Origin of the sequence: Streptomyces fructofermentans (genome assembly GCF_014651055.1) — a bacterium.
Lineage (GTDB): Bacteria > Actinomycetota > Actinomycetes > Streptomycetales > Streptomycetaceae > Streptomyces > Streptomyces fructofermentans.
The window spans coordinates 301,468-323,725 of record NZ_BMWD01000004.1 but is presented as its reverse complement, the minus strand read 5'-3'; the positions used below and the strand labels follow the sequence as shown (position 1 = coordinate 323,725).

The window sequence follows — 22,258 nt, the reverse complement described above, 5'->3', positions numbered from 1 at the left end:
GGAGATGACCGCATGGCAGACAACGGATCCGCGAACCGGGCCAACAACCGGGCCTATCGGCAGGCGCAGCACGCGGCCCGGCCGCGCGTGAACGCCAACACCGGCGCCAAGTCCAACAAGTTCACCAACGCGGGGGCTGCGGTCGGAGGGTTCGTCGGTGCGGTGGGCGGCTCGTTCGTCCCGCCCGTCAACATCACCGTGAACAACAACCGGGGCCGTAGCTCCGGCAGCCGGCGCGGGCACGAGACCCTGCTCCCCGCTCCGGACTTCAGTTCCCCTGCCTTGATTCGCAACTACTGCAACACCCTGCGCGCGGCTGCCGTGACTCTGTCCATCGAGGTGGCCATGGGTGCGGAGATTTTGAACGGGGTGCTCGCGGCGGTGCCGGACCCGGAGGGACGCGCGTTCGGCTCCCGCCTGCGTGCGGCGAAGGTGTCGCGCAAGATGCGCCGCGCCTCCGACGACCTGCGCCACGCGGCCAAGAGCGCGGCTGCGGCGTACGCGACGTTCCAGCAGGAGTACGAGGAAGAGATCAACCGCGTCCGCCACCGGGCCCGCAAGCCGCAGGCGCCCGTCATCGACTGGTCCCAGCAGTAAGGAGGGTTGACCATGGCAAGGAACAGCAGCGGTGGCCGCGCGCGGCACACCGACTACCTCGGCGACGGCATCGTCGCCGACTACCGCGGCGAGGGTCTGCTTCCCGGACAGGGCTCCGGCGGCGGGATCGGCGCGTACCTCCTCAACCGGGCCAAGCCGCATCTTCCGCCGTGGCTGGGAGTCGGCGCGGCCGGTGTCGCGGGCGCGCTCGGCAACTGGCGGTGGGGGGAGAGCGCTCCGGCCGGAGTCGGCCTCACCCTCGCCTCCGTCGCCTTGACGGGCGTCACCTGGTGGGTCGGCCGCAACACGTCCGCTCAGCGCCGGCTGCACTCCGCGATCACCGTGGCCGCGGGTTCCGCGTGGGTGACCGGGGCATGCCTCGCCGGACCGCTCGCCGGACCTTTGGACGACCTGTACCTGATGGGCGGGCCGGTGGTCGCCCTGTCGTGGAACGTGCGCCTGATCCTGCGCACCCCGGATGGGGAGGCGAGTGGGCAGGGCGGTGACAAGGGCCTGTTGGAGAAGATCGGGCTGGCCCGTGCGCAGATCGGCGCGGCGAAGGTGGAGCCGAACCGGGTGACCGCGCCGATTGCGCTCGCTGCGGGGGAGCAGACCAACGACGACGTGACGAAGGCGCTCGGGCTGCTCGCGTCCGCGCTGGACCTGCCCGTCTCCGCGGTGCGCTACCAGCCCGACCCGGACTCCAACCGCCGCGGGGACCTGGTCATCGTCCCCGAGGACATGCTTGCCGAGGTCGTCGAATACGACGGGCCCTCGAACCTCGGGGGCTCGATCGCGGAGCCGCTCGTGATCGGCCGCTACGACGACGGCGCTCCGATGCACCTGTGGCTGCCCGGCGACCCGCAGACGGGCCGCAACGGCACCCATGTCCTCATCGCGGGCGGCTCCGGCTCCGGCAAGGGCGACACTGCCCTCAATCTCCAGACGGAGATCCTTTCCCGTTCGGACGTGCTGCTGTGGCTGTCCGACCCGAAGATGTTCCAGGACTTCCGCCCCCTGCTCCCCGGCATCGACTGGGCAGCCGAGGGCGGCACCCCCACCGAGGTCATGGTGGAAGCCTTGCAGGAAGTCATCCCCGCCCGCACGCGCTGGCTCGGACAGCACTCCTACCGGCAGTGGCTCCCGCAGGCAGCACAGCAGCAGAACGACCCCCAGCACTCCTGCCGGCCGGACGGCACCGCGTGCGGCTGCCCCGGGATGCCGTTCCTCGTGGCCTGGATGGAAGAGGCCGCAAGCACCCTGCGGGCGCTGGGGGACGACGCGTTCACCGGGATCACGCAAGAGGCCCGCTCCGCGGGGGTCTCCCTGATCGTCTCCCTGCAACGCCCCTCCTACGACCAGATGTCCACCAGCACCCGCGCGGCCCTGCCGTCCGTGATCGCACTCGGCTGCGACCCCCGCGACGAAGGGTTCTCCCTCCCGGACCGTGTGCTCGATGCGGGCGCGCACCCGGGAGCGTGGGGCAACCGCAAGCCCGGTTACTGCTACCTCGTGAGCACGGGCGTGCCCGAGGACCGTTACGCCTCCCCGGGGCGCACCCGCGCCTTCACCCACCGGTCGGTGTCCCTCATGGAAGTCGTCGCCGCGTGGGCACAGCGCAACGGCGCGATTGCCGACCCGATCACCGCCGGAGCCGCCGCATCCATCGCGGGCAACGCCTACGGCGGCCGGCCGGTCGCCGGGGACGACCAGCAGAGCGGACCGTCCTCCGGGCCGGCGACGACCGGGCCGGAGGACGACGACGTGGACGAGAGGCAGCCGCTCGACCCCGAGGACGAGCAGATCGACCCCGAGGACGAACTCCCCGCAGCGCAGGACGGAGACGATGCCCCGATCTTCGGAGAGGGCACCGGCCGCAAGCCGAAGGGGGAAGAGGCCCGCCGGTTGCTCGCGGAGGCGCTCGCGGAGTTCGAACAGAACGGACAGATGATCATCGGTCCCAAGGATCTGTCCGACTGGTGCGAGCGCCACAACCTCTCCCGCCCGTGGGTGTCCAAGAAGCTCGCGGAGGCAGCCGCGGAGGGTCGACTCGCGCCGACGAACACCACCGGCCGGTGGCGCATCGTGCCGTCCCTGACAGCCGCGTGACACCTGACACCGTCACGACCCCGTGACACCCAAACCCCTAGGCAGGCGCAGGTGTCACGCGCCCTGACACCCGGCTCTGACACCCGCCTGACACCCCACCCGCACGCGCCCCCGCAGCCCCTGCGGACACAGGCGCGCGCCTCACCTGAGGAAGGCCCGAATGACCTACCGCGACCCGCCGGGGATCATCGCCCCGCACGTCCCCGCAGACGCCTACCGCCGTGCCGAAGCCACCGGGGCACCGGTCGTCATCGTCGTGCAGACCACCGACCCGAACGGCGTCCCGTGGCGCAGGGTCCTGATCCCGCTCGCTATCGCCGGAGCCGCCGCGCTCGGGGGCTGGGGGCTGGTCGTCGCGGTGTGCGCGCTGCTCGATGCCGCCGCCCACACCGTGACCGTCATCGCTGGCGCTGCCGGGCCCATCGGATTCGGAGGGATCACCCTCCGGCTCGCCCGCACTAGGCACCTCTAGCTACGCCAAGGGCGGCCCCCGCATCTCGCCAAAGAACCGGGGCCGCCCTTGTCAGCCAGCATCCATCAAAGGAACTGGAGACATCCAGCATGACCCAACCCACCATGATCCGGCGAGCACGCGGCCATCGGCCGCGGCTGCTGGATGCGTTCTGCCGACAGGGCGGGGCAGGCAAGGGCTACGACGACGCCGGATTCGACGTGACCGGCATCGACATCGACCCCCAGCCCCTCTACCCCTACCGGTTCATCCAGGGCGACGCAGTCGCGTTCATCCGCGAGCACGGAGCCGAGTTCGACTTCATCCACACCTCACCCCCCTGCCAGCTCGACAGCGACTGCCAGCGCCTGCACGGCAACACCCACCCCGACCTCATCGACCCCACCCGCACCGCCCTGGAAACCACCGGGCGCCCGTGGGTGATCGAGAACGTACGGGGAGCACTCCCCAAACTCCGTCAGCCCGTGATGCTCTGCGGGCCCATGTTCAGCCTGGAGACCTACCGGCACCGGCACTTTGAGCCCGGCGGAAGCTTCACTCTCGAACAGCTCCCGCACCCCGCCCACATGGCGCCTCAGGCGAAGATGGGCCGCCCCGTCCCGCCCGGCCACTACGGGCAGTACGTCGGCAACTTCTCCGGCGTCCCCCTCGCCCGCCGCGTCATGGGCGTGCCGTGGATGACCCGCGAGGGCATCCGCGAGTGCATCCCACCCGCGTACACGGAGTGGATCGGCCGCGCCTTCCTCGCCACGGCGCCCGTGCCCGAACTGGGGGCGGCGGCATGAACACCCCTCTCCTGAACGCTGCTCTAAGCGCCGCCGCGCGCGGCTGGCACGTCTTCCCGCTCCGACCGAGCACGAAGCGGCCTGCCCTGCACAGCGAGCAGGCGTGCGCCCGTACCGGCCCGTGCGCGAGCGGACACCGCAAGTGGGAAGCACGCGCCACGAACGACCCGGACCGCATCCGTGCCGCATGGTCGCGGGCCCCGTTCAACGTCGGCATCGCGACCGGTCCGTCCGGGCTGATCGTCATCGACCTGGACATGCCCAAAGATCAGGACAACGGCAACGGCAGTGCGGACGCGCCTTGCGGCGCGGCGACCTTTGAGGCGCTCTGCGAGCGCACCGGACAGCCCGTCCCCCGCACCCGCACGATCCGGACCGCGAGCGGCGGACAGCATCTGTATTTCACCGCCCCCGCCGCGGTACGGCTGCACAACACCGCCGGGACCCTCGCCCCACTGGTCGACACCCGAGCGTGGGGCGGATACGTCGTCGCGTCCGGCAGCGTCGTCGACGGCAGGACATACGAGATCGAGGGCCCCGCACTGCTCAACCCCCTGCCCCCGGGGCTGCTCGCCCTGCTCATCCCACCGCACCCGTCCACCACGTCACCGTGCGTGCCTCCGCTCACGCCAACGGCGCGCACCGGACGGGCCGCCGAAGCAGCCCTCACCTGGGGGCGCAGGAACGTGCGGCAGGCGCCGGAGGGCACCCGTAACGTCCGGCTTCTGGAGAGCGCACGCGCCATGGGCCGCTTCGTTGCATGGGGCGACATCCCTCGGCACGTGGTCGAAGACGCGTTTCAAGGGGAGGGCGAGGCTGCCGGACTCACCGCGGCCGAGTGCCGGACCACGATCCGCAGCGCACTGGACTGGTCCATCCGCACCTGCCGCCCGAGGACAGCCGCATGAGCGACCACCCTGCCTCCCTCTTGAAAAGCATCCCCACCCCCACCGGGTCCGGCCCCGCCGAACCAACCGACCCCGTGTCTGGCCGTAGCGCGCCGAAGGTTGTCGCCGAAGGCGTCCGCACTGCTCTTCGCCCTGACCCGAACGCGGCCACGGACAGCACGACGGGCCCTCACGCGTTCGAGGATGAGGAACTGCCCGCGCCATCGAATCCGCTCGCAGTCGCGCGTCGTCTGCTGCCTGACTGGCAGACCGAGGACGGGCAACTTGTCTGCCGGCACTGGCGCGCTTCCTGGATGCGTTGGAACGGCGCGAGTTGGCGGGAGCTGGATGAGGCGCAACTGCGCGCTTCGATGTACCGGCGCCTGGAACACGCAGTCTTCTACGTGCCGGGCAAGGACGAACAGCCGGAGCCGCGGGAATGGGCACCGACCAAACAGAAGATCAGCAACCTTCTCGACGCGATGGGAGCCATCACCCTGCTGCCCACCGGTACCGACGCCCCGGTCTGGCTCGACACCAACGGCAACCCGAGCGAGCAGGACTGTGGCCCCATCGTGGCATGCGCGAACGGCCTGCTCAGGATCAGGGACCGTGTCCTACTCCCGCACGGCCCGCACTTCTTCAACCTCGTCTCCGTCCCCTTCGCCTACGACCCGATTGCGACCGCGCCCACGTGGGAGAGGTTTCTGGGGCAGATCTGGCCTGACGACCTGGACGCGATCAATGCCCTACAGGAGTGGTTCGGCTACGTGCTGTCCGGCCGCACCGACCAGCAAAAGGTCATGCTGATCGTCGGCCCGTCCCGCTCCGGCAAAGGCACCATCGCGCGCGTGCTGAAAGAGCTGGTCGGCAAAGAGAACCTCGCCGGACCCACGCTTGCCGGACTCGGCACGAACTTCGGACTGTCCACCCTGATCGGCAAGCCACTCGCAGTCATCTCCGATGCCCGGCTGTCCGGCAGCGACAACAGCCAGGTCGTGGAGCGGCTACTGACGATCTCCGGCGAGGACACCATCGACGTGGACCGCAAGTACCGCGAACAGTGGACGGGCAAGCTGCCTACTCGGCTGATGCTGCTGTCCAACGAGCTGCCGCACTTCGGTGACTCCTCCGGTGTCATCGCCAAACGGTTCATCCTGCTCAACATGCGGGTCTCATGGCTGGGCAAGGAAGACACCACCCTCACCGACCGGCTCGCAACGGAGATGCCCGGCATCCTGAACTGGGCTCTCGACGGCATCGCCCGACTTCAGCAGACCGGCCGGATCACAGAACCGCAGTCCAGCCGCGAAGCAGTCACCACCATGCAGGACACTGCCTCACCAACGAGCGCGTTCGTCCGCGAGCGCTGTGCCACCGGTCCGACGTGCAGCGTCCCCGTGGACGCCTTGTGGAACGTGTGGCGGGAGTGGTCCGAGGACAACGGCGTGCGACCCGGCACGAAGCAGATGTTCGGCCGCAATCTGCTGTCCGTCGTTCCCCAACTCAACCGCACTCGCCCCCGTGACGCGTACGGCCGACAGGTGATCACCTACAACGGGATCACGCTCGCCCTGCGCGAACCACATTTGCCAGAGTCGCGACTCATCGACTCTCAAGAACCCTCTGAGTGCCGTTGAGTGCCGATGAGTCGCGACTCAGAGGAATGTATGCCCAACTCGTGGAGGTCTCCGTGAGCGCATCTGTGACGGAGGCCGCCGTTCCGACACTGCCCCGTCTGTGCAGCGTGGAAGTCGCAGCAGAGCTCCTTGGCATCGGGCGCACTGCGACGTACGACGAGATACGGCTTGGGCGGCTCCGTACCGTCCGCCGTGGTCGCCGGCGTCTCGTGCCCGTGGAGTGGATCGATGAGTACGTCGAACTTCTGAAACACGAAGCTGACACAGCCGCCTGACGTCACCACCGAGCAGGGCCGCATCCACGGATGCGGCCCTGCTCTTCTGTTTGGAAGGTAACGACGCATGACCGAGACCCCCGATCGGCGTACCAGAGCAGGACACGGCGACGATTCGATCTACTGGGACAAGTCCAAGAACCGGTACATCGGCGCGGTGTCTCTCGGCTACACCCCGGCCGGCAAGCGCAACCGCCCGAAGGTGTCAGGCAGGACAAAGGCCGAGGTCCGCCAGAAGCTTCGTGAGTTGAGGAAGGAACTGGCGGACGGTGCCAAGGCGCCCGCGAACTACAGCGTTGCCCAAGCCGTGACCGACTGGATCTCGCAGGGGCTCAAAGGCAGGGAGGTGACGAGTGTCGATACGTACAAGAGCCTCGCGGAGCATCACATCATCCCGCATCTCGGCAAAGCCAAGATGCGGGATCTTGAAGCCGATGACCTTGACGAGTGGTTGGAGGCGGAGGCCGAGGTTCTCGCGACGCAGTCTCTGAAGATGGTCCATTCGATCTTGCGGCGGTCGATCAGCCACGCTCAGAGGAGAGGCAGGGCCATTCGTAACGTGGCTGAACTGGTCGAGGTACCGGACGGGCAAGCGGGCCGACCGAGCAAGTCGCTTTCGCTGAAGCAGGGTGAGGCGGTTCTTCGCGCGAGAGAGGGAAGCTGGATCCACGCCTACGTGGTCTTGTCGCTTCTCGTGGGTGTCCGCCCGGAGGAAGCGCGACCCCTCACCTGGGCCCACATTCATCTGGCGGGCTCCGGCAGGGACAAGCCTCACGTCGATGTGTGGCGTTCAGTGCGTCGACACGGCGACACGAAGACCCGTAAGAGCCGACGATCACTGGCTATGCCGCGGCAAGCCGCTCTCGTCATGAAGGCGCACAAGCGCCAAGAGCAGGCCAGATGCCTGGCAGGCGGGAAAGCGTGGAGCGATGAAGCTCTCGTCTTCCCGACTGAGAGCGGCGAAGTACGCAGCGCTCTGAACGTCCGCCGGAACTTCCGGGCGCTGCTCAAAGAGGCGGGTTTCCAGAATCCGCAGGAGTGGACTCCGCGAGAGTTGCGGACAAGCTTCGTGTCCCTGCTGTCGGACCATGGAATCCCGATCGAGGTCATCGCGCGCCTTGTCGGGCACATGGGCAGCGGAACGACTGAGCGGGTCTACCGCAAGCAACTGCGCCCCGTCATCTCCGAGGGCGCGGAAGCGATGGACGACATCTTTGGTGAAGACGACGCGAAGGACGGAGGTACCCCCGGGGGAGGCTGACTCGTGCGCGGTGGCTCCCTGTTTGGCTCCCCGCGCCTAGATGAGGCCCTCGGATCCCGCCTCTGACCTGCGAGTGCGACTCTTGCGGCAGGTCAGAGGCCTTTACGGTGCCGTTAAGGGAGTGCTGAGGCTGGGATCAGGTAGCGGCCCACCGGGCCTGCGCGCCGGTCCGGCCCGCAGGCCCGGCGCGCGTCGGCCGGTAGCGTTCGAGTCATGGACGAGATCCCGACCGGCGCCTCGGACGCTTCGACCCGCGCCGGGATCCGGCGGGCGCGGGGTTCCGACACCGCTGCCGTGAAAGCCGTCACCGACGCCGCGTACAGGCCCTACATCGAGCGGATCGGCGTGGTGCCGAAGCCCATGGAGGCGGACCACGCCGCCGATGTGGCCGCGGGACGGGTGTTCGTGACGGGGGAGCCCGTGACCGGGCTGGTGGTGGTCGAGGCGCACGAGGACCACCTCTTCCTCGAAAGCATCGCGGTCCGTCCGGAGGCCCACGGACAGGGGGTGGGGCGGCGGCTGCTCGACTTCGTGGACGCGCACGCGCGGGAACTCGGGCTGCCCGAGGTCAGGCTCTGCACGAACGCCTTGATGTGGGAGAACCAGAGGATCTATCCGAGGTTCGGGTACGAACTCCTGGAGCGCAGGGTGGACGGGCCCTACGACCGCCTCCACTACCGCAAGCGCCTCGCACCCTGAGGGCGTGGGGCGTGGGGCGTGGGGCACGGGGCACGGGGCACGGGGCGCCGGGCTCTGGGCGCGGGGCGTGGGAAGCCCGTCGCCGACGGGCTCAGCCGTCCGGCCACCAGGTGCGACGGATGTCCTTCCGGACCTCCGGACGCTGTGCGGGGCGCTCCTCGGACTCGTCCCGCGGACGGCGGGAGTCCGGCTTCCTCAGGGGCTTCTGCAAGGTTGTGCGGCGCATGGCTGCCTCCTCGTGTCCACCGGCTTCCGCGTTCACGGGAGGTAGACCGTTTCCCGGAGACTGACTCATCGGCGGGCTCCTGTCAGTGGTCGTGCTCACCTTCCGTCCAGGAGTCCAGATATCGGACATGAGTGATCGTCTGCGTGTCCGGACCGTGCCGGACCGTGCCGGGGATCGCCGCGAGTCACCGGCAGCTGCCGGGAGTCGCCGGGCAGCTGCCAGGATTCGCCGGGAGGGGCCGGGAGGGGCCGGGAGGGGCCGGGAGGGGCCGGGAGGGGCCGGGAGTCGCCGGGAGGCATCGCGAGGTGCCGGAAGCCGTCGGGTGCGTCGCCCCGGAACCTGCGGGTCCGCCCGGGCCGGCGGCCCGTTGTCAGTGGTCGGTGTCACTCTGGGCGCATGACCAGTGACCACCCGGCGGAAGCCGGTGACGAGCGGCGCCGCGTCGACTGGGACGCCGAGTCCGCCACCTTCGACGACGAACCCGACCACGGACTGCGGGACCCCGTCGTACGCGAGGCATGGGCCGCCAGACTGCGCGGCTGGCTGCCGCGCGCCCCGTCCGACGTGCTCGACCTCGGCTGCGGCACCGGCAGCCTGTCGCTGCTCGCCGCCGAACAGCGGCACCGCGTCACGGGCGTCGACCTCTCGCCCCGCATGGTCGAGCTGGCCCGCGCCAAACTCGCCGGTCGCGACGCGGCGTTCCTCGTCGGTGACGCTGCGGCGCCGCCGGTCGGCGAGCAGCGGTTCGACGTCGTGCTCGTCCGCCATGTGCTGTGGACGCTGCCCGGTCCGGCCCGCGTCCTGCGGCACTGGCGCGGACTCCTCCGCCCCGGCGGGCGCCTGGTCCTCGTCGAGGGCGTCTGGGGGACGGTGAGCCCGGTCGGCCTGTCCGCGGACCGGCTGACCGGGCTGCTCGCGCCCCTGGTGCGGGAGCTCCGCGTGGACCGCCTGTCGGACGACTCGCCGCTGTGGGGCCGCGAGGTCGACGACGAGCGGTACGCGCTGGTGGCCGTCCCGTGAAGGGCGGTGGGTCAGCCGGCCGCGGAGCGCGGGGGCCAGGACAGCAGCTCCTCGAAGTCGCCCTCCCGGGCCATGGCTTCGAGCCGGTCCAGGGCGTCGAGGGCGGCGGCCGCGGCCCGCGGGTCGGCCGTCTCGATACCGCTCGCCGCGAACTCGTCCTCGTCCAGGCGCAGTACGGCCGCACCGTCCGCGGAGCGCCACAGGTCGAGGTCGAGGTCCTCGACGACCAGTTCCTCGCCGAGGACGGCGGCCGGGCGCGTGACGTCGCAGTAGTGGCCCTTCAGGACGCCCGCCGCGTCACGGACCTCCTTCACCGCGTACCACCGGTCGCGCCAGTAGTGCTCGGTGAAGACGTCGCCCGGCTCGAAGCGCACGAAGCCGAAGTCGCGGACCGAGGCTCCGGCCCAGGGCGCGCGGACCGTGACGCGGGTGCCGTCGTCGTGCAGCAGCTCCGCCGGATAGCGGATCTTCGTGCGGCCGGCCTTGACGAGCACGACCTCCAACAGTCGTGCGGACTCAGCCGAGTTCGCGGACATGACGCACCTCCGTGGCGCAGATCTCGTAGCCGAACCATTCGTTGATCGCCAGCATCGGCCCGTTCCCGGCGTCGTTGCCCGTGAACGCCTCGGTGAAGCCGGCGGCGCGGGCGCGGTGCAGCGAGTCGTTCTTGGCGAGCTTGGCGAGACCGCAGCCGCGCTGGGCGCGGGCCGTCCCGGTCATCGCCGTGTCGTAGCGGCCGTCCCCGCCGGTGCGGGCCGCGCTGAACGCGGCGGGCCGCCCGTCCACGACCGCGACCGAGGTCAGCTCATGACTGAGAAGGGGGTGGTGCCAGGTGGACTCCAGCCACGCCTCGTAGTCCGTGAACTCGTAGGAGATGTCGCCCGGCTCGTCGAGGAGCGTCTCCGCGTCCAGTTCGAACAGGGGGCGGGGGTCAGCCGCGTAGTCGGCCGCGGAACGCAGTTCGACACCCGCGGGCGGCTCCTGGAGCGGCGGGAGGGAGCCGTTGGCCAGGTCCAGACGGAGGAAGTGCGCGGAGCGTCCCGCCCCGTAGCCCCGGCGCTCTGCGAAGGCGCGGTGTGTCGGGTCGTCCAGGACCCAGGCGAAGGCCTTCGACGTGCCGAGGGCGGCGAGGCGCTCCTCGGCGGTGCTCACCAGCAGGGTTCCGGCACCGCGGCCCCGGTGCTCGGGATGCACGTACACGTTGAGGTAGCCCTGGCCCGGCTGCGGGCTCTCGTGCGCCACGCCTACCTGGGCCGTGCCGACGAGTTCGCCGTCCTCCTCCGCGACCAGCGGCTGGAAGTGGGCGTCGGGATGGGCGTGTGCGACGTCGTAGGCGATGGACTCGGGGGTGGAGAGCATGAAGGGCAGCGCCAGATGCCTGACCCGGGCGAATCCCTCGGCGTCTCCCGCGCGGAAGTCGCGGACAGTCACAGTCATGACGCCGCACGCTACGCGTGGCACGCGGCCGGTTGCCTCCCATTTTCCGTGAGCCCGCCTCCGGGGCGGGGGAGTGCCGGGCGTGCCCGTCCGGGCCTCCCTCGCCCGCAACCGCTGTTGCCCGGAAGCGTTTCCGCCCGGGGACGAGCACGGAGGGCACGCCGCCCCGAAGAGCCCGTTCCCCAAGCCCCGTTCCCCGGAGGTGCGATCCGCCGGAGGTGCGGGACAATCGCTGCGTGACGCTGAAGATCGACATCGACGACGGTGCGGGTGTCGCGCCCTACGAGCAGGTGCGCGCGACGATTTCCGAGCAGGCGAGGGCGGGGACCCTGCCGGTGGGCTACCGGCTCCCCACGGTTCGCGGGCTCGCCGAGTCGCTCGGCCTCGCGGCCAACACGGTCGCCAAGGCGTACCGGGCCCTGGAGGCCGACGGCGTCATCGAGACCCGGGGCCGCAACGGCACGTTCGTCGCGGCGGCCGGCGACGCGGCGTCCCGTGGGGCGGCCGCCGCCGCGCAGTCCTACGCCGAGCGGGTCCAGCGACTCGGACTCTCCGAGGCCGCGGCCCTCGACGCGGCGAGGGACGCCCTGAGGGCGGCGTACGACAGCACGGGGTGACCGACGGGAGCGGGGCCGGCCCCTCCGCCGCGTCGCTCTCGGCGCCCGCAGACGCCTGCGACCTTCGGCGACGGGCCTGCCCCGTGCCGCGTCCGCCGGGTACGGGGCGGCTGCCGGGCGTTCACGGACCCACCCGGAGCGACCGCCGCCCGGCTACCGGTGACGGGCGACGGGTGACCGTACCCGTGGTCCCGCCGTGAGAGCAGGACCGCGACGGCCCGCACGCCCGCACCCGCGGGCGTGACCGCGGACCGGCCACGGAGGCGCGTACCGGAGCCGCGGCGCAGACACCGCCCGTGCACACCGGAACCGCGGCATCCGCATACGCCGCCTGTGCCCACCGGGATCGCGGGACCCGGAGACCCCGCTTGTGCCCCCCCCCCCCCCGGAACCGCGGCGCCCGCAGACACCGTCGGCGCCCACCGGGGCCGCAGGGCCCACAGGACCAGCCGGACCCATCCGGACCGCAGGGCACCCACCCAGACCGTGGGACCCTCCGGGCCGCAGGGCCCATCCGGACCGTGGGACCCTCCGAGGCCGCAGGGCCCATCCGGGCTGTGGGGCCTACAAGTAGAGCCCCGCGTCCGCGCCCTCGCGCTGGTCCGGCACCGATGCCGGGGTGGTGCCGCGGCGCAGGGCGTACAACTCGGCGAGCGTCGCGCCCTCGCGGCCCAGGCCCTCCTCCGTGCCGAGCCAGGCCGCGGACTCGCGGCGGGTGAGGGCACCCACCTCGATCCGGGCGAGGCAGCGGCCGGGGCGGACGACGGCGGGGTGCAGGCGCTCCAGGTCCTCGTTGGTCGTGACGCCCACCAGGACGTTGCGGCCCTGGCCCAGCAGTCCGTCCGTGAGATTGAGCAGCCGGGACAGAGCCTGGCCCGCCGTGTGCTTGGCCTCGCCGCGGATCAGCTCGTCGCAGTCCTCCAGCAGCAGCAGCCGCCAGCGGCCCTTGCCGGTGCCGTCCTCCTCGCCGATGGCGATGTCCATCAGATAGCCGACGTCGGAGAAGAGCCGCTCCGGGTCCAGCACGCAGTCCACCTGGCACCAGTCCCGCCACGAGCGCGCCAGCGTGCGCAGCGCCGAGGTCTTGCCGGTGCCGGGCGGGCCGTGGAGCAGCAGCAGCCGGCCCGCGATGTCCTCCGGCGTCGTCTTCATCAGACCGTCCATCGCGTCCGCCACCGGAGCGGTGTAGTTGGCGCGCACCTCCTCCCACGTCCCCGCGGAGATCTGCCGGGTCGTGCGGTGCGGGCCGCGCCGCGGGGAGACGTACCAGAACCCCATCGTCACGTTCTCCGGCTGCGGTTCGGGTTCGTCGGCGGCGCCGTCGGTGGCCTGGCCGAGCACCTTCTCGGCCAGTTCCGCGGTGGTCGCGGTGACGGTGATGTCTGCGCCCCGGTTCCAGCGGGACACCAGGACCGTCCAGCCGTCCCCCTCGGCGAGGGTCGCGCTGCGGTCGTCGTCGCGCGCGGACCGCAGCACCCGGGCGCCGGACGGCAGGAGACTCGCTCCGGAGCGGACGCGTTCGATGTTCGCCGCGTGCGAGTGGGGCTGCTCGCCCGTCGCGAAGCGGCCGAGGAACAGCGCGTCGACGACGTCCGACGGCGAGTCGCTGTCGTCGACGTTGAGCCGGATCGGCAGAGCTTCGTGCGGGTTGGCAGACATGCCGCCATGATCTGTCACGCGGGCGCCCCTTGCATCCGGTTTCCGTGGCGCGCCCCGGGCCCGGTGGTGCCCCGGGGTCCGGGGCCCGGCGTCGCACCCTGTTACAGGGCTGTGGGCGTACGGAACCTGTCCGCCCGCCGACCCCCGCGGCTACTGTGGCCCATGATGGGACGTCATGGGTGGAATTCGGGGGCTCGGCGGTGGCGACTCACCGCTCTGCTCGGTGTCGGCGTGGCCGCTCTGGCCCTGGTGCTGACCCTGGTCAGCACATTGCCCGGGGACACCGGGAGCGAGGCGGGCACGACCCGCGACGGCGACAAGGTGCACGGCACGCCCGCCGTGCCCGCGCGCACCGGACCGGACGTGGGCTGGGGCTTCACGCACACCCAGTTCAGCGCGGACGTGGGCAGCCGTACGGCCGTGGACCGGGTGGCGAAGCGGCTCTCCGGGCGTTCCGTACCGCAGATCCAGCACATCATGGGCTGGGGCGCGGGCAATCCCGAACCGGTCAAGGGGCGCTACGACTTCGCCGAGATGGACCGCCGCATCGACTTCGTCCGCAGGACGGGCGGCACACCGGTCGTCACCCTGTGCTGCGCCCCGGACTGGATGAAGGGCGGCAAGCCGGGCTCCGACCGCACCGACTGGAGCCAGGAGTCCCTGGAGACGGCTCCGGAACCCGCCCACTTCGAGGACTACGCCGCGCTGGCCGCGACCGTCGCCAAACGCTACCCGGACGTGCGCCACTTCATCGTCTGGAACGAGTTCAAGGGCTTCTGGCACGAGGACGAGGGACGCTGGGACCACGAGGGCTACACGGACCTCTACAACCTCGTCTACAAGGCGCTGAAGAAGGTCGACGAGGAGATCGAGGTCGGCGGGCCGTACCTGGTGATGGACAGCCAGGACCCGCGCCAGGAGGAGAACGCCTCGACGACGCTCAAGGGCGACTGGGGCACCATGGACCAGCGGGTCCTCGACGCCTTCGACTACTGGAACGAGCACAAGGCGGGGGCGGACTTCGTCGTCGTGGACGGGTCCAGCTACACCAAGGACGACGAGCTGCTGCCCGACGAGTTCGCGGCCACCGGGAAGTTCACCGACGTCAGCCGCTGGGTCCGGGAGCGGACCGGCGACCTGCCCCTGTGGTGGGCCGAGTACTACGTGGAGCCCGCCGACGCCGACGACCACCGCGACGGCTGGTCCGAACCCCACCGGGTCGCCGTCCATGCCGCCGGTCTGATGGCGATGGCGCGCGGCGGCACGAGCTCCGCCTTCTACTGGAACCCGCAGCGGGAGAAGGGCCCCGCCTGCGCGGGCTGCCTCTGGAGCCCGACCGACCGGGCCGGCGGGGGCGAGGCCCTGCCGATGGCCGGCCTGCTCTCCCGCTTCGGCGAGGAGTTCCCGCCCGGCACGAAGTACCGCAAGGTCCCCGTCGCCGGCGCGCACGCGTCCGACGTCCGGGTGCTCGCCGACGACGGGGTCGTGCTCGTCGTGAACACCCTGGACCGGCGGATCAGCGCGGAGGTCGACGGGAAGCGGCTCGCACTGGACGCGTACGAGGTGAAGTGGATCGGCGGCTGAGGGTCGGGACCCCCGGCCGCCGCCACCTCACGCCATCGTCAGGAACCGCTGCACCAGAGAGGCCAGCAGCACCGCCAGCAGCGGCAGCGAGAACCAGAACGTGCTCTGCAGCCACTGCAGTTGCCGCACGCTCGGCCGGACGGCGACCCGTACGATCTCGCGGGTCGTCAGCAGCACGATCAGCGCGATCGCAGCCAGGCCGCCGACCACCGACCAGGGCGTCCAGGTGACCTGGGGCCCGATGGGTCCCGGATCGGGCTTCGCGACCTCCTCGTCGCCCTGGGAGCGAAGCGCGTAGACGGTCGCGTCGGCGTTCACGAAGACCTTGCGCAGATCCCGCCGTTCGTCGAGGTTGCGCAGCAGCCGCTCCTCCCAGCTCTTCGCGTAGCCCACGTCCATCCGGAGATAGGTCACCTGACCGCGGTTGACCATCAGATACGAGTTGGGGCCCGCGTCCTTCAGGGACTTGACCAGCCCCGACACCAGCACCGGATCGGTCGGCGCGAGGGTCGGCAGGTATTCGACCCGCTCCATGTCCCGCGCGCCCCACGGCAGGAGGGGCGTCACGTTGTTCACCGTGTCGTCGCTGAGCCACAGCAGGCGCGCGGTCGGATCGTCGTGCGCGTACACGAACTCCATGGCGGCGACCTCGCCGGGCCGGACCCGCTCGAAGGGCTCGTTGCCCCACCTGGCCACCAGGAAGCCGCCCACCAGTACGAGGCCCGCCATCAGCGCGGCCAGCGGGGCGAGGCTCACCCGGTCCCGGTCGCGCTCCTTGGCGGTGACCCCGGTGCGCGGGAACAGCGCGAGCGCCGCGAGCATGGCCGCCCCGGGCAGGGCGAACATGAAGACGCGCAGTGCCATCTCGCCGCCGTACGACTGCATTCCGAAGCCGAGGAACGGGACGAACGCGAGGATGAGCAGGGACCGTTCACGGTATTTGTGGTCGCGTCGGCGCCACCAGCCGTAGCAGGCCATGGCCATGACGCCGCCGGCGAGCGCCACGCGTGCGTAGAGGACCAGCTTGTGGGCCGAACTGCCCTCCCCGATACGGCCGGAGACCGACGAGGACACATTGCCGCTCACGCCGCCGACCCCGCCGAACAGCTCGTCGAAGTGCCCCGACCAGTACGGCTCGGCGAGGAAGCCGACCCAGACGGCGACCAGTACGGCGAACAGGATGGGCAGGCCGCGCAGTTCGGACCGACCGAACAGCACGAGCGCCGCGAGGACGCCCAGCATCACGAACGGCGTGAGCTGGTGGGCCGGGACGACGGCCATGAACAGCCCTATGACGACGGCCAGCAGCACGGCCCGCTGCCGCCGGTCCGTCGGTTCCACCTCCAGTTCGCCCGGCCGGGCCTTCGTCCACAGCACGCGCGGCGCCCGGAACCACACGAGCAGGATCGCCACGAACACCAGGTAGAGCAGGTACGTGAAGCCCTGCGGCGAGAAGTAGTCCTGGCCGACCCAGCCGCTCAGCACGAAGATCCAGATGCCGGTCCACCGGGCGCGCCAGCTCGCCCGCATATGGCGGACCAGCAGGAACAGCGGTGCCAGATAGAGGAGTTGCATCGTCAGCGGCCACCAGCGGATGACCTCGGTGAGGTCCTCGACCCCGCAGGCCCTGGCGGCGAACGCGGCCGCGGCGAAGAAGCCCGGCCAGCTCCAGCGCGCGTCCAGGTCGGGCACGGCCGAGCCGGTCCTGTCGATGTAGTCGATGAACCCCAGGTGCTGCCAGGCCGTCGGGAAGCGCGGCTCGGTCTCGATCACCGCGGGCAGCGCGTGCAGGGACACGACCGTCGCGAGCAGCGTCACCATCAGCAGGCCCTTGTGCTCGCGTCCCAGCCAGAGCAGCGAGGCGAACACCGTGACCAGCAGCGCGGCCCCGACCAGGGTCGGGGTCGGCAGGACGGAGATCAGGCCGAGCCCGTCCATCCGGTCGAGATCGCGCTCCCCGAGTCCGGACGCGGGGACCCAGTAGAGGACCAGCGCGGCCGTCAGCAGGAAGCCGAGCAGCACTCCGGTCCGGGTCGGCCGCGGCCACGAGAACCGTCCGGCGGCCGGCGGCACGGGCTGTCCGCCCGCCCCGGGCGACGGCTCCCGAGCGCTCCGGTCCGCGGCCGGGGCCGGGCGGAGTTCCTCGCGGTCCGGCGCCGAGGAGTCCCCGCGCCCGTCGCCCACCGCGCCGTCGCCCGCGGAGCCGTCGCGCTCTTCGCGCGGCCCGTCCCCGTCGCCGCGTCCGCCGCTCCGTCCGTGCCCGCTCCTGTCCCCGTCCTTGCTCCCGTCCCCGTCCTCGGACTCCCCGTCCCCGGGGCCTTCGCCCGCTGCCCGCGCCGAGGTCCCGGCCGCGTTCGGAGCATCGGGCGCGCCCGTACCGCCGATGCTGCCCGTACCGTCCGTTCCGCCCGTTCCGTCCGGCGCGCCCGTCCCGGGGGGACCGAGCGAACTCTCCGAACCCGGTTCGCGCTCCTCGACGGGCAGACCCACCTCCACGCGCGCGGCGGGCGGCGGGGCCTTGAGCGCCCACGTCGGCCGGTGCTCGGACCGGGACCCGCGGCGGCCCGCGTCCGGCCGCCTCACAGCGGGCGTTCCGGCGGGCGGCGTACCCGGACCCGGCCGTACGTCCGGCCGCCGCTCCAGGTGGTCGAAGTCGAGCTGTACGCCGAGCGCGAGCGTGTCCGTGTCGAGCCGGTGCGCCCAGCCGGCACCGCGTCCCTTGGCGGGTTCGGTCCTCCGCGGTACGGAGTCCTCCCGCGTGCCCAGGTCCGCCAGATCGCCGTCGGGCGCCGCGTCGGCCGGCTCGTACGCCTCGTCGGGGGGCGGTGCCGTGCGCACGATCCGGTACAGCCTGGGCGCCGCGAGCGTCACGATGACCGCGACGCTGACGACCTCCGCCACGCCCGCGCCGGTCAGGCCCATGCGCGGCAGCAGGATCAGCGTCAGACCCAGCACCAGCAGGCACAGCAGGCCCTGCAGCCAGGCGAGTCCCGAGGTCCTGCTCTGGGCGCGCAGCACCGCGAAGTACGTCTCCATGACGACCCGCAGCACCGCCCCGAGAGCGAACCAGCGCAGCAGCGGGGTCCCCGCGTCCGCGTACGCCCGGCCGAACACGGCGAGGATCCAGGGGGCCCCGAAGAACAGCACCCCGGCCACCGGCAGCATGATCCGTGCCATCCGGCGCAGCGCGGCACGGGTGTTGGCGGCCAGCCGCGCCGGATCGTGCGAGCCCTCGACGGTCAGCGAGGCGCCCATGTTGATGGCGAGCAGGTTGACCGTGCCGCCGATCGTCGTGGTGATGTAGAAGTAGGCGTTGTCGGCCGAGCCGACCTGGGCGGCGACGATCACGGGCACGAGGTACACGACGGCGAGCGAGAAGAGCGAGCCGGTGTAGTCGCCCGCGAGGAACCTCCCGATCTCCCTCGTCGTGGGCGGTTCGGCGTCCTCCCGCGCGGCCTCGGCGTGCCGGGGCACGAGCCGCCGGAACACCAGCCAGCCCAGCGGCAGCACGGACACCGCGATGGCCGCCACCCAGGACACGAAGACGCCCATGGTGGGGATCGCCGCCGCGAAGGCCACCAGCAGCACCAGCTTGACGGCCGAGAACACGGTGTTGCCGACCGGCACCCACAGGGCGCTGCGCAACCCGGTCAGTACACCGTCCTGGAGCGTCAGCAGGGACCAGGCGACGACCGCGAGCACGAAGCCGGCGCCCATGAGCGGGCTGTGCAGGAAGCGGTAGGAGGAGCCCCAGACGTTCAGCGTGAGCAGGAAGAGCCCGGCGGCCAGCGCCACGATCACCGAACTGCCCGCGTACGTACGGAGGATGAGCCGTCCCGTACCGCGTCCCGCGACCGGGATGAAGCGGGCCAGGGCGCCCGTGAGCGTCACCGCGGTGAGCCCCGCGAGGAGCTTCATCGCGGCGATCGCGGCCGATCCCTGTCCGACCGCGGACTCGGAGTAGTAGCGGGCGGCCGCGAGCCAGAAGCCGAGGCCCAGCACGGCGGAGATGCCGGTGTTGAGCATCAGGGCATAGGCGTTGCGGAACAGCGGGGAGCCGCCGGACGACCCGCCGAGTCCGGGCAGGCGGAGGCGGCGCCCGGACCGCTCGGGCGCTTCGGGCGTGGGACTGTCGGCCTGGGCCGTGGTCGTGTCAGACACGGGAGCGGATGGCCTTCCGGCGAACCTGTCGGGCTCTTCGGACCATGGCGTACCCCTTGGTCAGGGCATGGTCCCTGGCGAAGACACGGGTGACCGAGCGGCCCTGGACGAGCTGCCCGAACTCCTCGATCACGGTGCTGCGGCGCACGGTGACGCGCTGCAGCGCGTACGGTCCCTGGCCGCGTCGCGCGAGGCGGTTTCCGACGGCGAGCGACTGGGAGAAGCCCGTCTCGCGCACCATCCGCCGCACCCGGCGGCTGGAGTAGCCGTACGGATACGCGAACGACGCCGGACGCGCGCCGAGTTCGTCGGCGACGATGTCCCGGCAGCGCAGCAGCTCGGACCGCAGGGACTCGTCGTCCAGCTGGTCGAGCTGCGGATGCGTGTGGCTGTGGCCGCCGATCTCGACGCCCGAGGAGGCGAGTTCGCGCACCTGGTCCCAGTCGAGCATGTCGTCCAGCGCGCCCCCGGTGTCGTACGCGCCGCGCAGCCAGCCCGTCGACACGAACAGCGTGGACGCGAACCCGTGCTTGGCGAGCACGGGAAGCGCGTGCCGGTGCACGCCCTCGTAGCCGTCGTCGAACGTGATCAGCACGGGGCGTTCGGGCAGCGGCGCCGAGGCGCGCCAGCACCGGGCCAGCTCGGCGGTGCCGACCGGCGTGAAGCCCAGGTCGTCCAGCAGGGCCATCTGCTCGGTGAACGCCTCGGGCGCCACCGACAGCGCGCGCGTCGCGTCATTGGGCTCGGTGGCGACCGCGTGGTACATGAGAATCGGCACGCCCGCCCCGCGTGGCTCGTTCATCTCTCCGCCCCCTCGATCCGTACGACCGAGAACGTGGCCCCACCCCTGCGCGCCCGGACGCTGCCGACTACGTACCCGCCGGCCGCCGTCACCACTCCGGCGACCACGGCCGCCGCCCGGCCCGCGCCGCCGGGGCGGCCGAGCAGGGCGTCCCGCAGCCCGCGCGCGACGCCCGCGGGCAGTACGCGCGTGGTGTAGCGGCGCTCGGACTCCAGGCCCTTGCCGGCGCCGACACTGCGGGCGACCAGCGCCTTCGACAGCCCCTCGGCGTACGTGCGGGTGCGGAAGTACGCGAAGTGCTCGCGGACCTCGGGCACCCGGTGGTGGATCACCGCCCGGTCGTCGATGAGCAGGACGGCCTCGGGTCGCGCCCGGGCGAGCCGGATGCACAGCTCCGTCTCCTCGCAGCCCAGCGGCCGCTTGTCGCCGTCGCGTCCGATGCCGGTCGCGAAGCCGCCCGCGGCGTCGAAGGCCGTACGCCGGAACGAGGCGTTGCCGCCCAGCACGTTGCGCACCCGCACCCGGCCGGGCGGCAGACCCCGGTAGGTGCAGCCCACGACCCAGTCGAACTCCTCGGGGAACCAGGCGGGCCGCCGGCCGGACGCCCAGATCGGTGCCGTCCGCCCGCCCACCGCCATGACCCGGGGGTCGTCGTACCCCTCGGCGAAGTACAGCAGCCAGTCGCGCTCGGCCACCGCGTCGTCGTCGAGGAACGCGACGACCTCGCCGTGCGAGGCGGCGATGCCCGTGTTGCGGCCCGCGGACAGGCCGCGGGGGCCCGCGTTGGCGAGCACCCGCACGTCCCCGGTCTCCTTGTACTCCTTCGACAGCCGTTCCAGGAGCGCCTCGTTGTGGTCGACGACCAGCAGCGTCTCCAGGGCGGGCCGGGACTGCGCCCGCACCGAGGCGACCGCCGCGAGGATGTCCTCCCAGCGGTCCTCGGTGTAGACGCAGACCACCACGGAGATGTCGGGCTTGCTCAAGACACCTCTCCCGGCCCGGAGTTGAGAGCGATCGCGTGCCGGCGGCGGCGCAGGGACCGTCGGTTGGAGCGCTCCTTGAGGATCACCCGCAGCACCCGGAGCCCGTCCCGCACGGCCCGCAGATTGCTCGTGCCGTGGATCCGCAGATACTCGTGGCTCGGTATCTCCTGGACCTTCAGCCCGGCCTTGACCACCCTGATGTTCATCAGGGTCTCCACCTCGAAGCCGGTGCAGTCGAGGTCGATCTTGTCGAGGCAGTGCCGCCAGAACGCGTTGTAGCCGTAGCAGAGGTCGGTGTAGCGGGCGCCGAACTTGCGGTTGACGATCGAGCACAGGGCCCAGTTGCCGAGCTTGCGGATCGGTGTCATGTCGTCGGTGCCGCCGCCGTTGGCGAACCGCGACCCCTTCGCGAAGTCCGCGCCGGAGACCAGCGCGGAGACATAGCTGACGATCTCCTGGCCGTCGGCCGAGCCGTCCGCGTCGACCATCACGATGATGTCGCCCGTGCACGCGGCGAATCCGGTGATCAGGGCGTCGCCCTTGCCCTTCCCGAGCTGCTCGACGACCTTGACGTCGGGCCACAGTTCGCGGGCCACTTCGACGGTCCCGTCGGTGGAGTTGCCATCGACCAGGACCACTTCATGTATCCAGTCCGGAAGTGTCTTGAAGACGTACGGGAGATTCTCCGCCTCGTTCATGGCGGGGATGACGACGCTCACCGGAGGCGCGATGGCCAGGTGGGTCGATATGGGCCGGTACTTGCCGACCGTGAACGGATCATTGCCGGCGACCGCCGGTCGCAGAACAGAACTCATGAGTCTGGTCCCTCTCGTCCGGTGGACCGCCCGCCCCCGGGCGGTCCGCTGTGTGTCCGGTTCGAAAGGGGGGTTTCTCACTTACGGCATGACGAAATGGATCTCCGTGCACACCGGGTGAGCTGGCAAAGCTGGCCGACTGATGTCGTCGGTCGCGCGGCACGACTCGGCACAGGTGTGGTCACCGAGCACGGCACCCCCCTACCGCGCCCCGCGCCGGGCCCTCGTC

20 protein-coding genes are annotated in these 22,258 nt (G+C 71.4%); 12 read left to right on the top strand and 8 right to left on the bottom strand.

Annotated elements, in window-relative coordinates; all coding sequences use genetic code 11:
* The first annotated feature begins 12 nt into the window (after window positions 1-12).
* The 9 genes from traA to IE265_RS08255 all read left to right on the top strand — a co-directional run bounded on the left by traA (window position 13) and on the right by IE265_RS08255 (window position 8,725).
* Window positions 13-597 (top strand): plasmid transfer protein TraA, encoded by a 585-nt coding sequence (gene traA, locus IE265_RS08295; protein WP_229916088.1) that lies wholly within the window; start codon window positions 13-15, stop codon window positions 595-597.
* 12 nt (window positions 598-609) lie between these two features.
* The gene (gene traB / locus IE265_RS08290) at window positions 610-2,706 is read left to right on the top strand and encodes a plasmid transfer protein TraB (protein ID WP_190034723.1); all 2,097 of its coding nucleotides are present in this window, start codon (window positions 610-612) and stop codon (window positions 2,704-2,706) included.
* A gap of 160 nt (window positions 2,707-2,866) precedes the next feature.
* Window positions 2,867-3,178: a hypothetical protein gene (locus IE265_RS08285; protein ID WP_190034722.1), complete on the top strand. Its 312-nt coding sequence runs from the start codon at window positions 2,867-2,869 to the stop codon at window positions 3,176-3,178.
* A gap of 89 nt (window positions 3,179-3,267) precedes the next feature.
* Complete coding sequence (locus IE265_RS08280; RefSeq protein WP_190034721.1) at window positions 3,268-3,963, top strand: class I SAM-dependent methyltransferase; 696 nt, start codon at window positions 3,268-3,270, stop codon at window positions 3,961-3,963.
* Entirely contained in the window at window positions 3,960-4,871 is a 912-nt protein-coding gene (locus IE265_RS08275) for a bifunctional DNA primase/polymerase (protein ID WP_190034720.1), read from the top strand. Before IE265_RS08280 ends, IE265_RS08275 begins: the two co-directional genes overlap by 4 nt.
* Window positions 4,868-6,490, top strand: coding sequence for a DNA primase family protein (locus tag IE265_RS08270; RefSeq protein ID WP_229916087.1), 1,623 nt, complete (start codon window positions 4,868-4,870; stop codon window positions 6,488-6,490). Before IE265_RS08275 ends, IE265_RS08270 begins: the two co-directional genes overlap by 4 nt.
* Window positions 6,491-6,516: 26 nt before the next feature.
* Window positions 6,517-6,765, top strand: a complete 249-nt coding sequence (locus IE265_RS08265) for a helix-turn-helix domain-containing protein (RefSeq protein WP_190034719.1) — start codon at window positions 6,517-6,519, stop codon at window positions 6,763-6,765.
* A gap of 67 nt (window positions 6,766-6,832) precedes the next feature.
* Window positions 6,833-8,026 carry a site-specific integrase gene (locus IE265_RS08260; protein ID WP_190034718.1) on the top strand — a complete coding sequence of 398 codons (1,194 nt, stop codon included), beginning with the start codon at window positions 6,833-6,835 and terminating at the stop codon, window positions 8,024-8,026.
* Window positions 8,027-8,239: 213 nt separating this feature from the next.
* A complete protein-coding gene (locus IE265_RS08255; protein ID WP_190034717.1) occupies window positions 8,240-8,725 on the top strand; it encodes a GNAT family N-acetyltransferase in 486 nt (161 codons plus the stop codon).
* 91 nt (window positions 8,726-8,816) lie between these two features.
* Here IE265_RS08255 and IE265_RS38945 read toward each other — a convergent pair whose 3' ends face one another.
* On the bottom strand, window positions 8,817-8,951 hold the full coding sequence (locus IE265_RS38945; RefSeq protein WP_268255785.1) for a hypothetical protein: 135 nt from the start codon (window positions 8,949-8,951) through the stop codon (window positions 8,817-8,819).
* Window positions 8,952-9,347: 396 nt separating this feature from the next.
* Between IE265_RS38945 and IE265_RS08250 the strand changes: the two genes are divergently transcribed.
* Window positions 9,348-9,971 carry a class I SAM-dependent methyltransferase gene (locus IE265_RS08250; RefSeq protein ID WP_190034716.1) on the top strand — a complete coding sequence of 208 codons (624 nt, stop codon included), beginning with the start codon at window positions 9,348-9,350 and terminating at the stop codon, window positions 9,969-9,971.
* A gap of 11 nt (window positions 9,972-9,982) precedes the next feature.
* Here IE265_RS08250 and IE265_RS08245 read toward each other — a convergent pair whose 3' ends face one another.
* Both IE265_RS08245 and IE265_RS08240 read right to left on the bottom strand, forming a co-directional pair.
* Window positions 9,983-10,507, bottom strand: coding sequence for a ribonuclease FAU-1 family protein (locus tag IE265_RS08245; protein WP_190034715.1), 525 nt, complete (start codon window positions 10,505-10,507; stop codon window positions 9,983-9,985).
* Window positions 10,488-11,408 carry a GNAT family N-acetyltransferase gene (locus IE265_RS08240; RefSeq protein ID WP_190034714.1) on the bottom strand — a complete coding sequence of 307 codons (921 nt, stop codon included), beginning with the start codon at window positions 11,406-11,408 and terminating at the stop codon, window positions 10,488-10,490. The genes IE265_RS08245 and IE265_RS08240 overlap by 20 nt, the downstream gene beginning before the upstream one ends.
* 236 nt (window positions 11,409-11,644) lie before the next feature.
* On the opposite strand from IE265_RS08240, the gene IE265_RS08235 reads away from it, so the two are divergent.
* Entirely contained in the window at window positions 11,645-12,025 is a 381-nt protein-coding gene (locus IE265_RS08235; RefSeq protein WP_190034713.1) for a GntR family transcriptional regulator, read from the top strand.
* A 564-nt stretch (window positions 12,026-12,589) separates the two neighbouring features.
* On the opposite strand, the gene IE265_RS08230 is transcribed toward IE265_RS08235, so the two are convergent.
* Window positions 12,590-13,684: a DUF5925 domain-containing protein gene (locus IE265_RS08230; protein ID WP_190034712.1), complete on the bottom strand. Its 1,095-nt coding sequence runs from the start codon at window positions 13,682-13,684 to the stop codon at window positions 12,590-12,592.
* Between the two features lie 165 nt (window positions 13,685-13,849).
* Between IE265_RS08230 and IE265_RS08225 the strand changes: the two genes are divergently transcribed.
* Window positions 13,850-15,268 carry a GH39 family glycosyl hydrolase gene (locus IE265_RS08225; RefSeq protein WP_190034711.1) on the top strand — a complete coding sequence of 473 codons (1,419 nt, stop codon included), beginning with the start codon at window positions 13,850-13,852 and terminating at the stop codon, window positions 15,266-15,268.
* A gap of 27 nt (window positions 15,269-15,295) precedes the next feature.
* On the opposite strand, the gene IE265_RS08220 is transcribed toward IE265_RS08225, so the two are convergent.
* Genes IE265_RS08220 through IE265_RS08205 form a run of 4 tightly spaced genes read right to left on the bottom strand, consistent with a single transcriptional unit; the run spans window position 15,296 to window position 22,029 of the window.
* Window positions 15,296-19,429, bottom strand: coding sequence for a lipopolysaccharide biosynthesis protein (locus IE265_RS08220; RefSeq protein WP_229916086.1), 4,134 nt, complete (start codon window positions 19,427-19,429; stop codon window positions 15,296-15,298).
* Complete coding sequence (locus tag IE265_RS08215; protein ID WP_190034710.1) at window positions 19,422-20,231, bottom strand: polysaccharide deacetylase family protein; 810 nt, start codon at window positions 20,229-20,231, stop codon at window positions 19,422-19,424. Before IE265_RS08215 ends, IE265_RS08220 begins: the two co-directional genes overlap by 8 nt.
* Window positions 20,228-21,214 carry a glycosyltransferase family 2 protein gene (locus IE265_RS08210; protein ID WP_190034709.1) on the bottom strand — a complete coding sequence of 329 codons (987 nt, stop codon included), beginning with the start codon at window positions 21,212-21,214 and terminating at the stop codon, window positions 20,228-20,230. The genes IE265_RS08215 and IE265_RS08210 overlap by 4 nt, the downstream gene beginning before the upstream one ends.
* On the bottom strand, window positions 21,211-22,029 hold the full coding sequence (locus IE265_RS08205) for a glycosyltransferase family 2 protein (RefSeq protein ID WP_190034708.1): 819 nt from the start codon (window positions 22,027-22,029) through the stop codon (window positions 21,211-21,213). The genes IE265_RS08210 and IE265_RS08205 overlap by 4 nt, the downstream gene beginning before the upstream one ends.
* Between the last annotated feature and the right edge of the window lie 229 nt (window positions 22,030-22,258).

Bases quoted from the DNA above. Each gene is read 5' to 3' on its own strand.
- IE265_RS08215 (WP_190034710.1), bottom strand. From the start codon at position 20,231: ATGAACGAGCCACGCGGGGCGGGCGTGCCGATTCTCATGTACCACGCG.
- IE265_RS08230 (WP_190034712.1), bottom strand. From the start codon at position 13,684: ATGTCTGCCAACCCGCACGAAGCTCTGCCGATCCGGCTCAACGTCGAC.
- IE265_RS08240 (WP_190034714.1), bottom strand. From the start codon at position 11,408: ATGACTGTGACTGTCCGCGACTTCCGCGCGGGAGACGCCGAGGGATTC.
- IE265_RS08255 (WP_190034717.1), top strand. From the start codon at position 8,240: ATGGACGAGATCCCGACCGGCGCCTCGGACGCTTCGACCCGCGCCGGG.
- IE265_RS38945 (WP_268255785.1), bottom strand. From the start codon at position 8,951: ATGCGCCGCACAACCTTGCAGAAGCCCCTGAGGAAGCCGGACTCCCGC.
- IE265_RS08205 (WP_190034708.1), bottom strand. From the start codon at position 22,029: ATGAGTTCTGTTCTGCGACCGGCGGTCGCCGGCAATGATCCGTTCACG.
- IE265_RS08225 (WP_190034711.1), top strand. From the start codon at position 13,850: ATGGGACGTCATGGGTGGAATTCGGGGGCTCGGCGGTGGCGACTCACC.
- IE265_RS08245 (WP_190034715.1), bottom strand. From the start codon at position 10,507: ATGTCCGCGAACTCGGCTGAGTCCGCACGACTGTTGGAGGTCGTGCTC.
- IE265_RS08265 (WP_190034719.1), top strand. From the start codon at position 6,517: ATGTATGCCCAACTCGTGGAGGTCTCCGTGAGCGCATCTGTGACGGAG.
- IE265_RS08280 (WP_190034721.1), top strand. From the start codon at position 3,268: ATGACCCAACCCACCATGATCCGGCGAGCACGCGGCCATCGGCCGCGG.
- IE265_RS08285 (WP_190034722.1), top strand. From the start codon at position 2,867: ATGACCTACCGCGACCCGCCGGGGATCATCGCCCCGCACGTCCCCGCA.
- IE265_RS08275 (WP_190034720.1), top strand. From the start codon at position 3,960: ATGAACACCCCTCTCCTGAACGCTGCTCTAAGCGCCGCCGCGCGCGGC.
- traA (WP_229916088.1), top strand. From the start codon at position 13: ATGGCAGACAACGGATCCGCGAACCGGGCCAACAACCGGGCCTATCGG.
- IE265_RS08250 (WP_190034716.1), top strand. From the start codon at position 9,348: ATGACCAGTGACCACCCGGCGGAAGCCGGTGACGAGCGGCGCCGCGTC.
- IE265_RS08270 (WP_229916087.1), top strand. From the start codon at position 4,868: ATGAGCGACCACCCTGCCTCCCTCTTGAAAAGCATCCCCACCCCCACC.
- IE265_RS08260 (WP_190034718.1), top strand. From the start codon at position 6,833: ATGACCGAGACCCCCGATCGGCGTACCAGAGCAGGACACGGCGACGAT.
- traB (WP_190034723.1), top strand. From the start codon at position 610: ATGGCAAGGAACAGCAGCGGTGGCCGCGCGCGGCACACCGACTACCTC.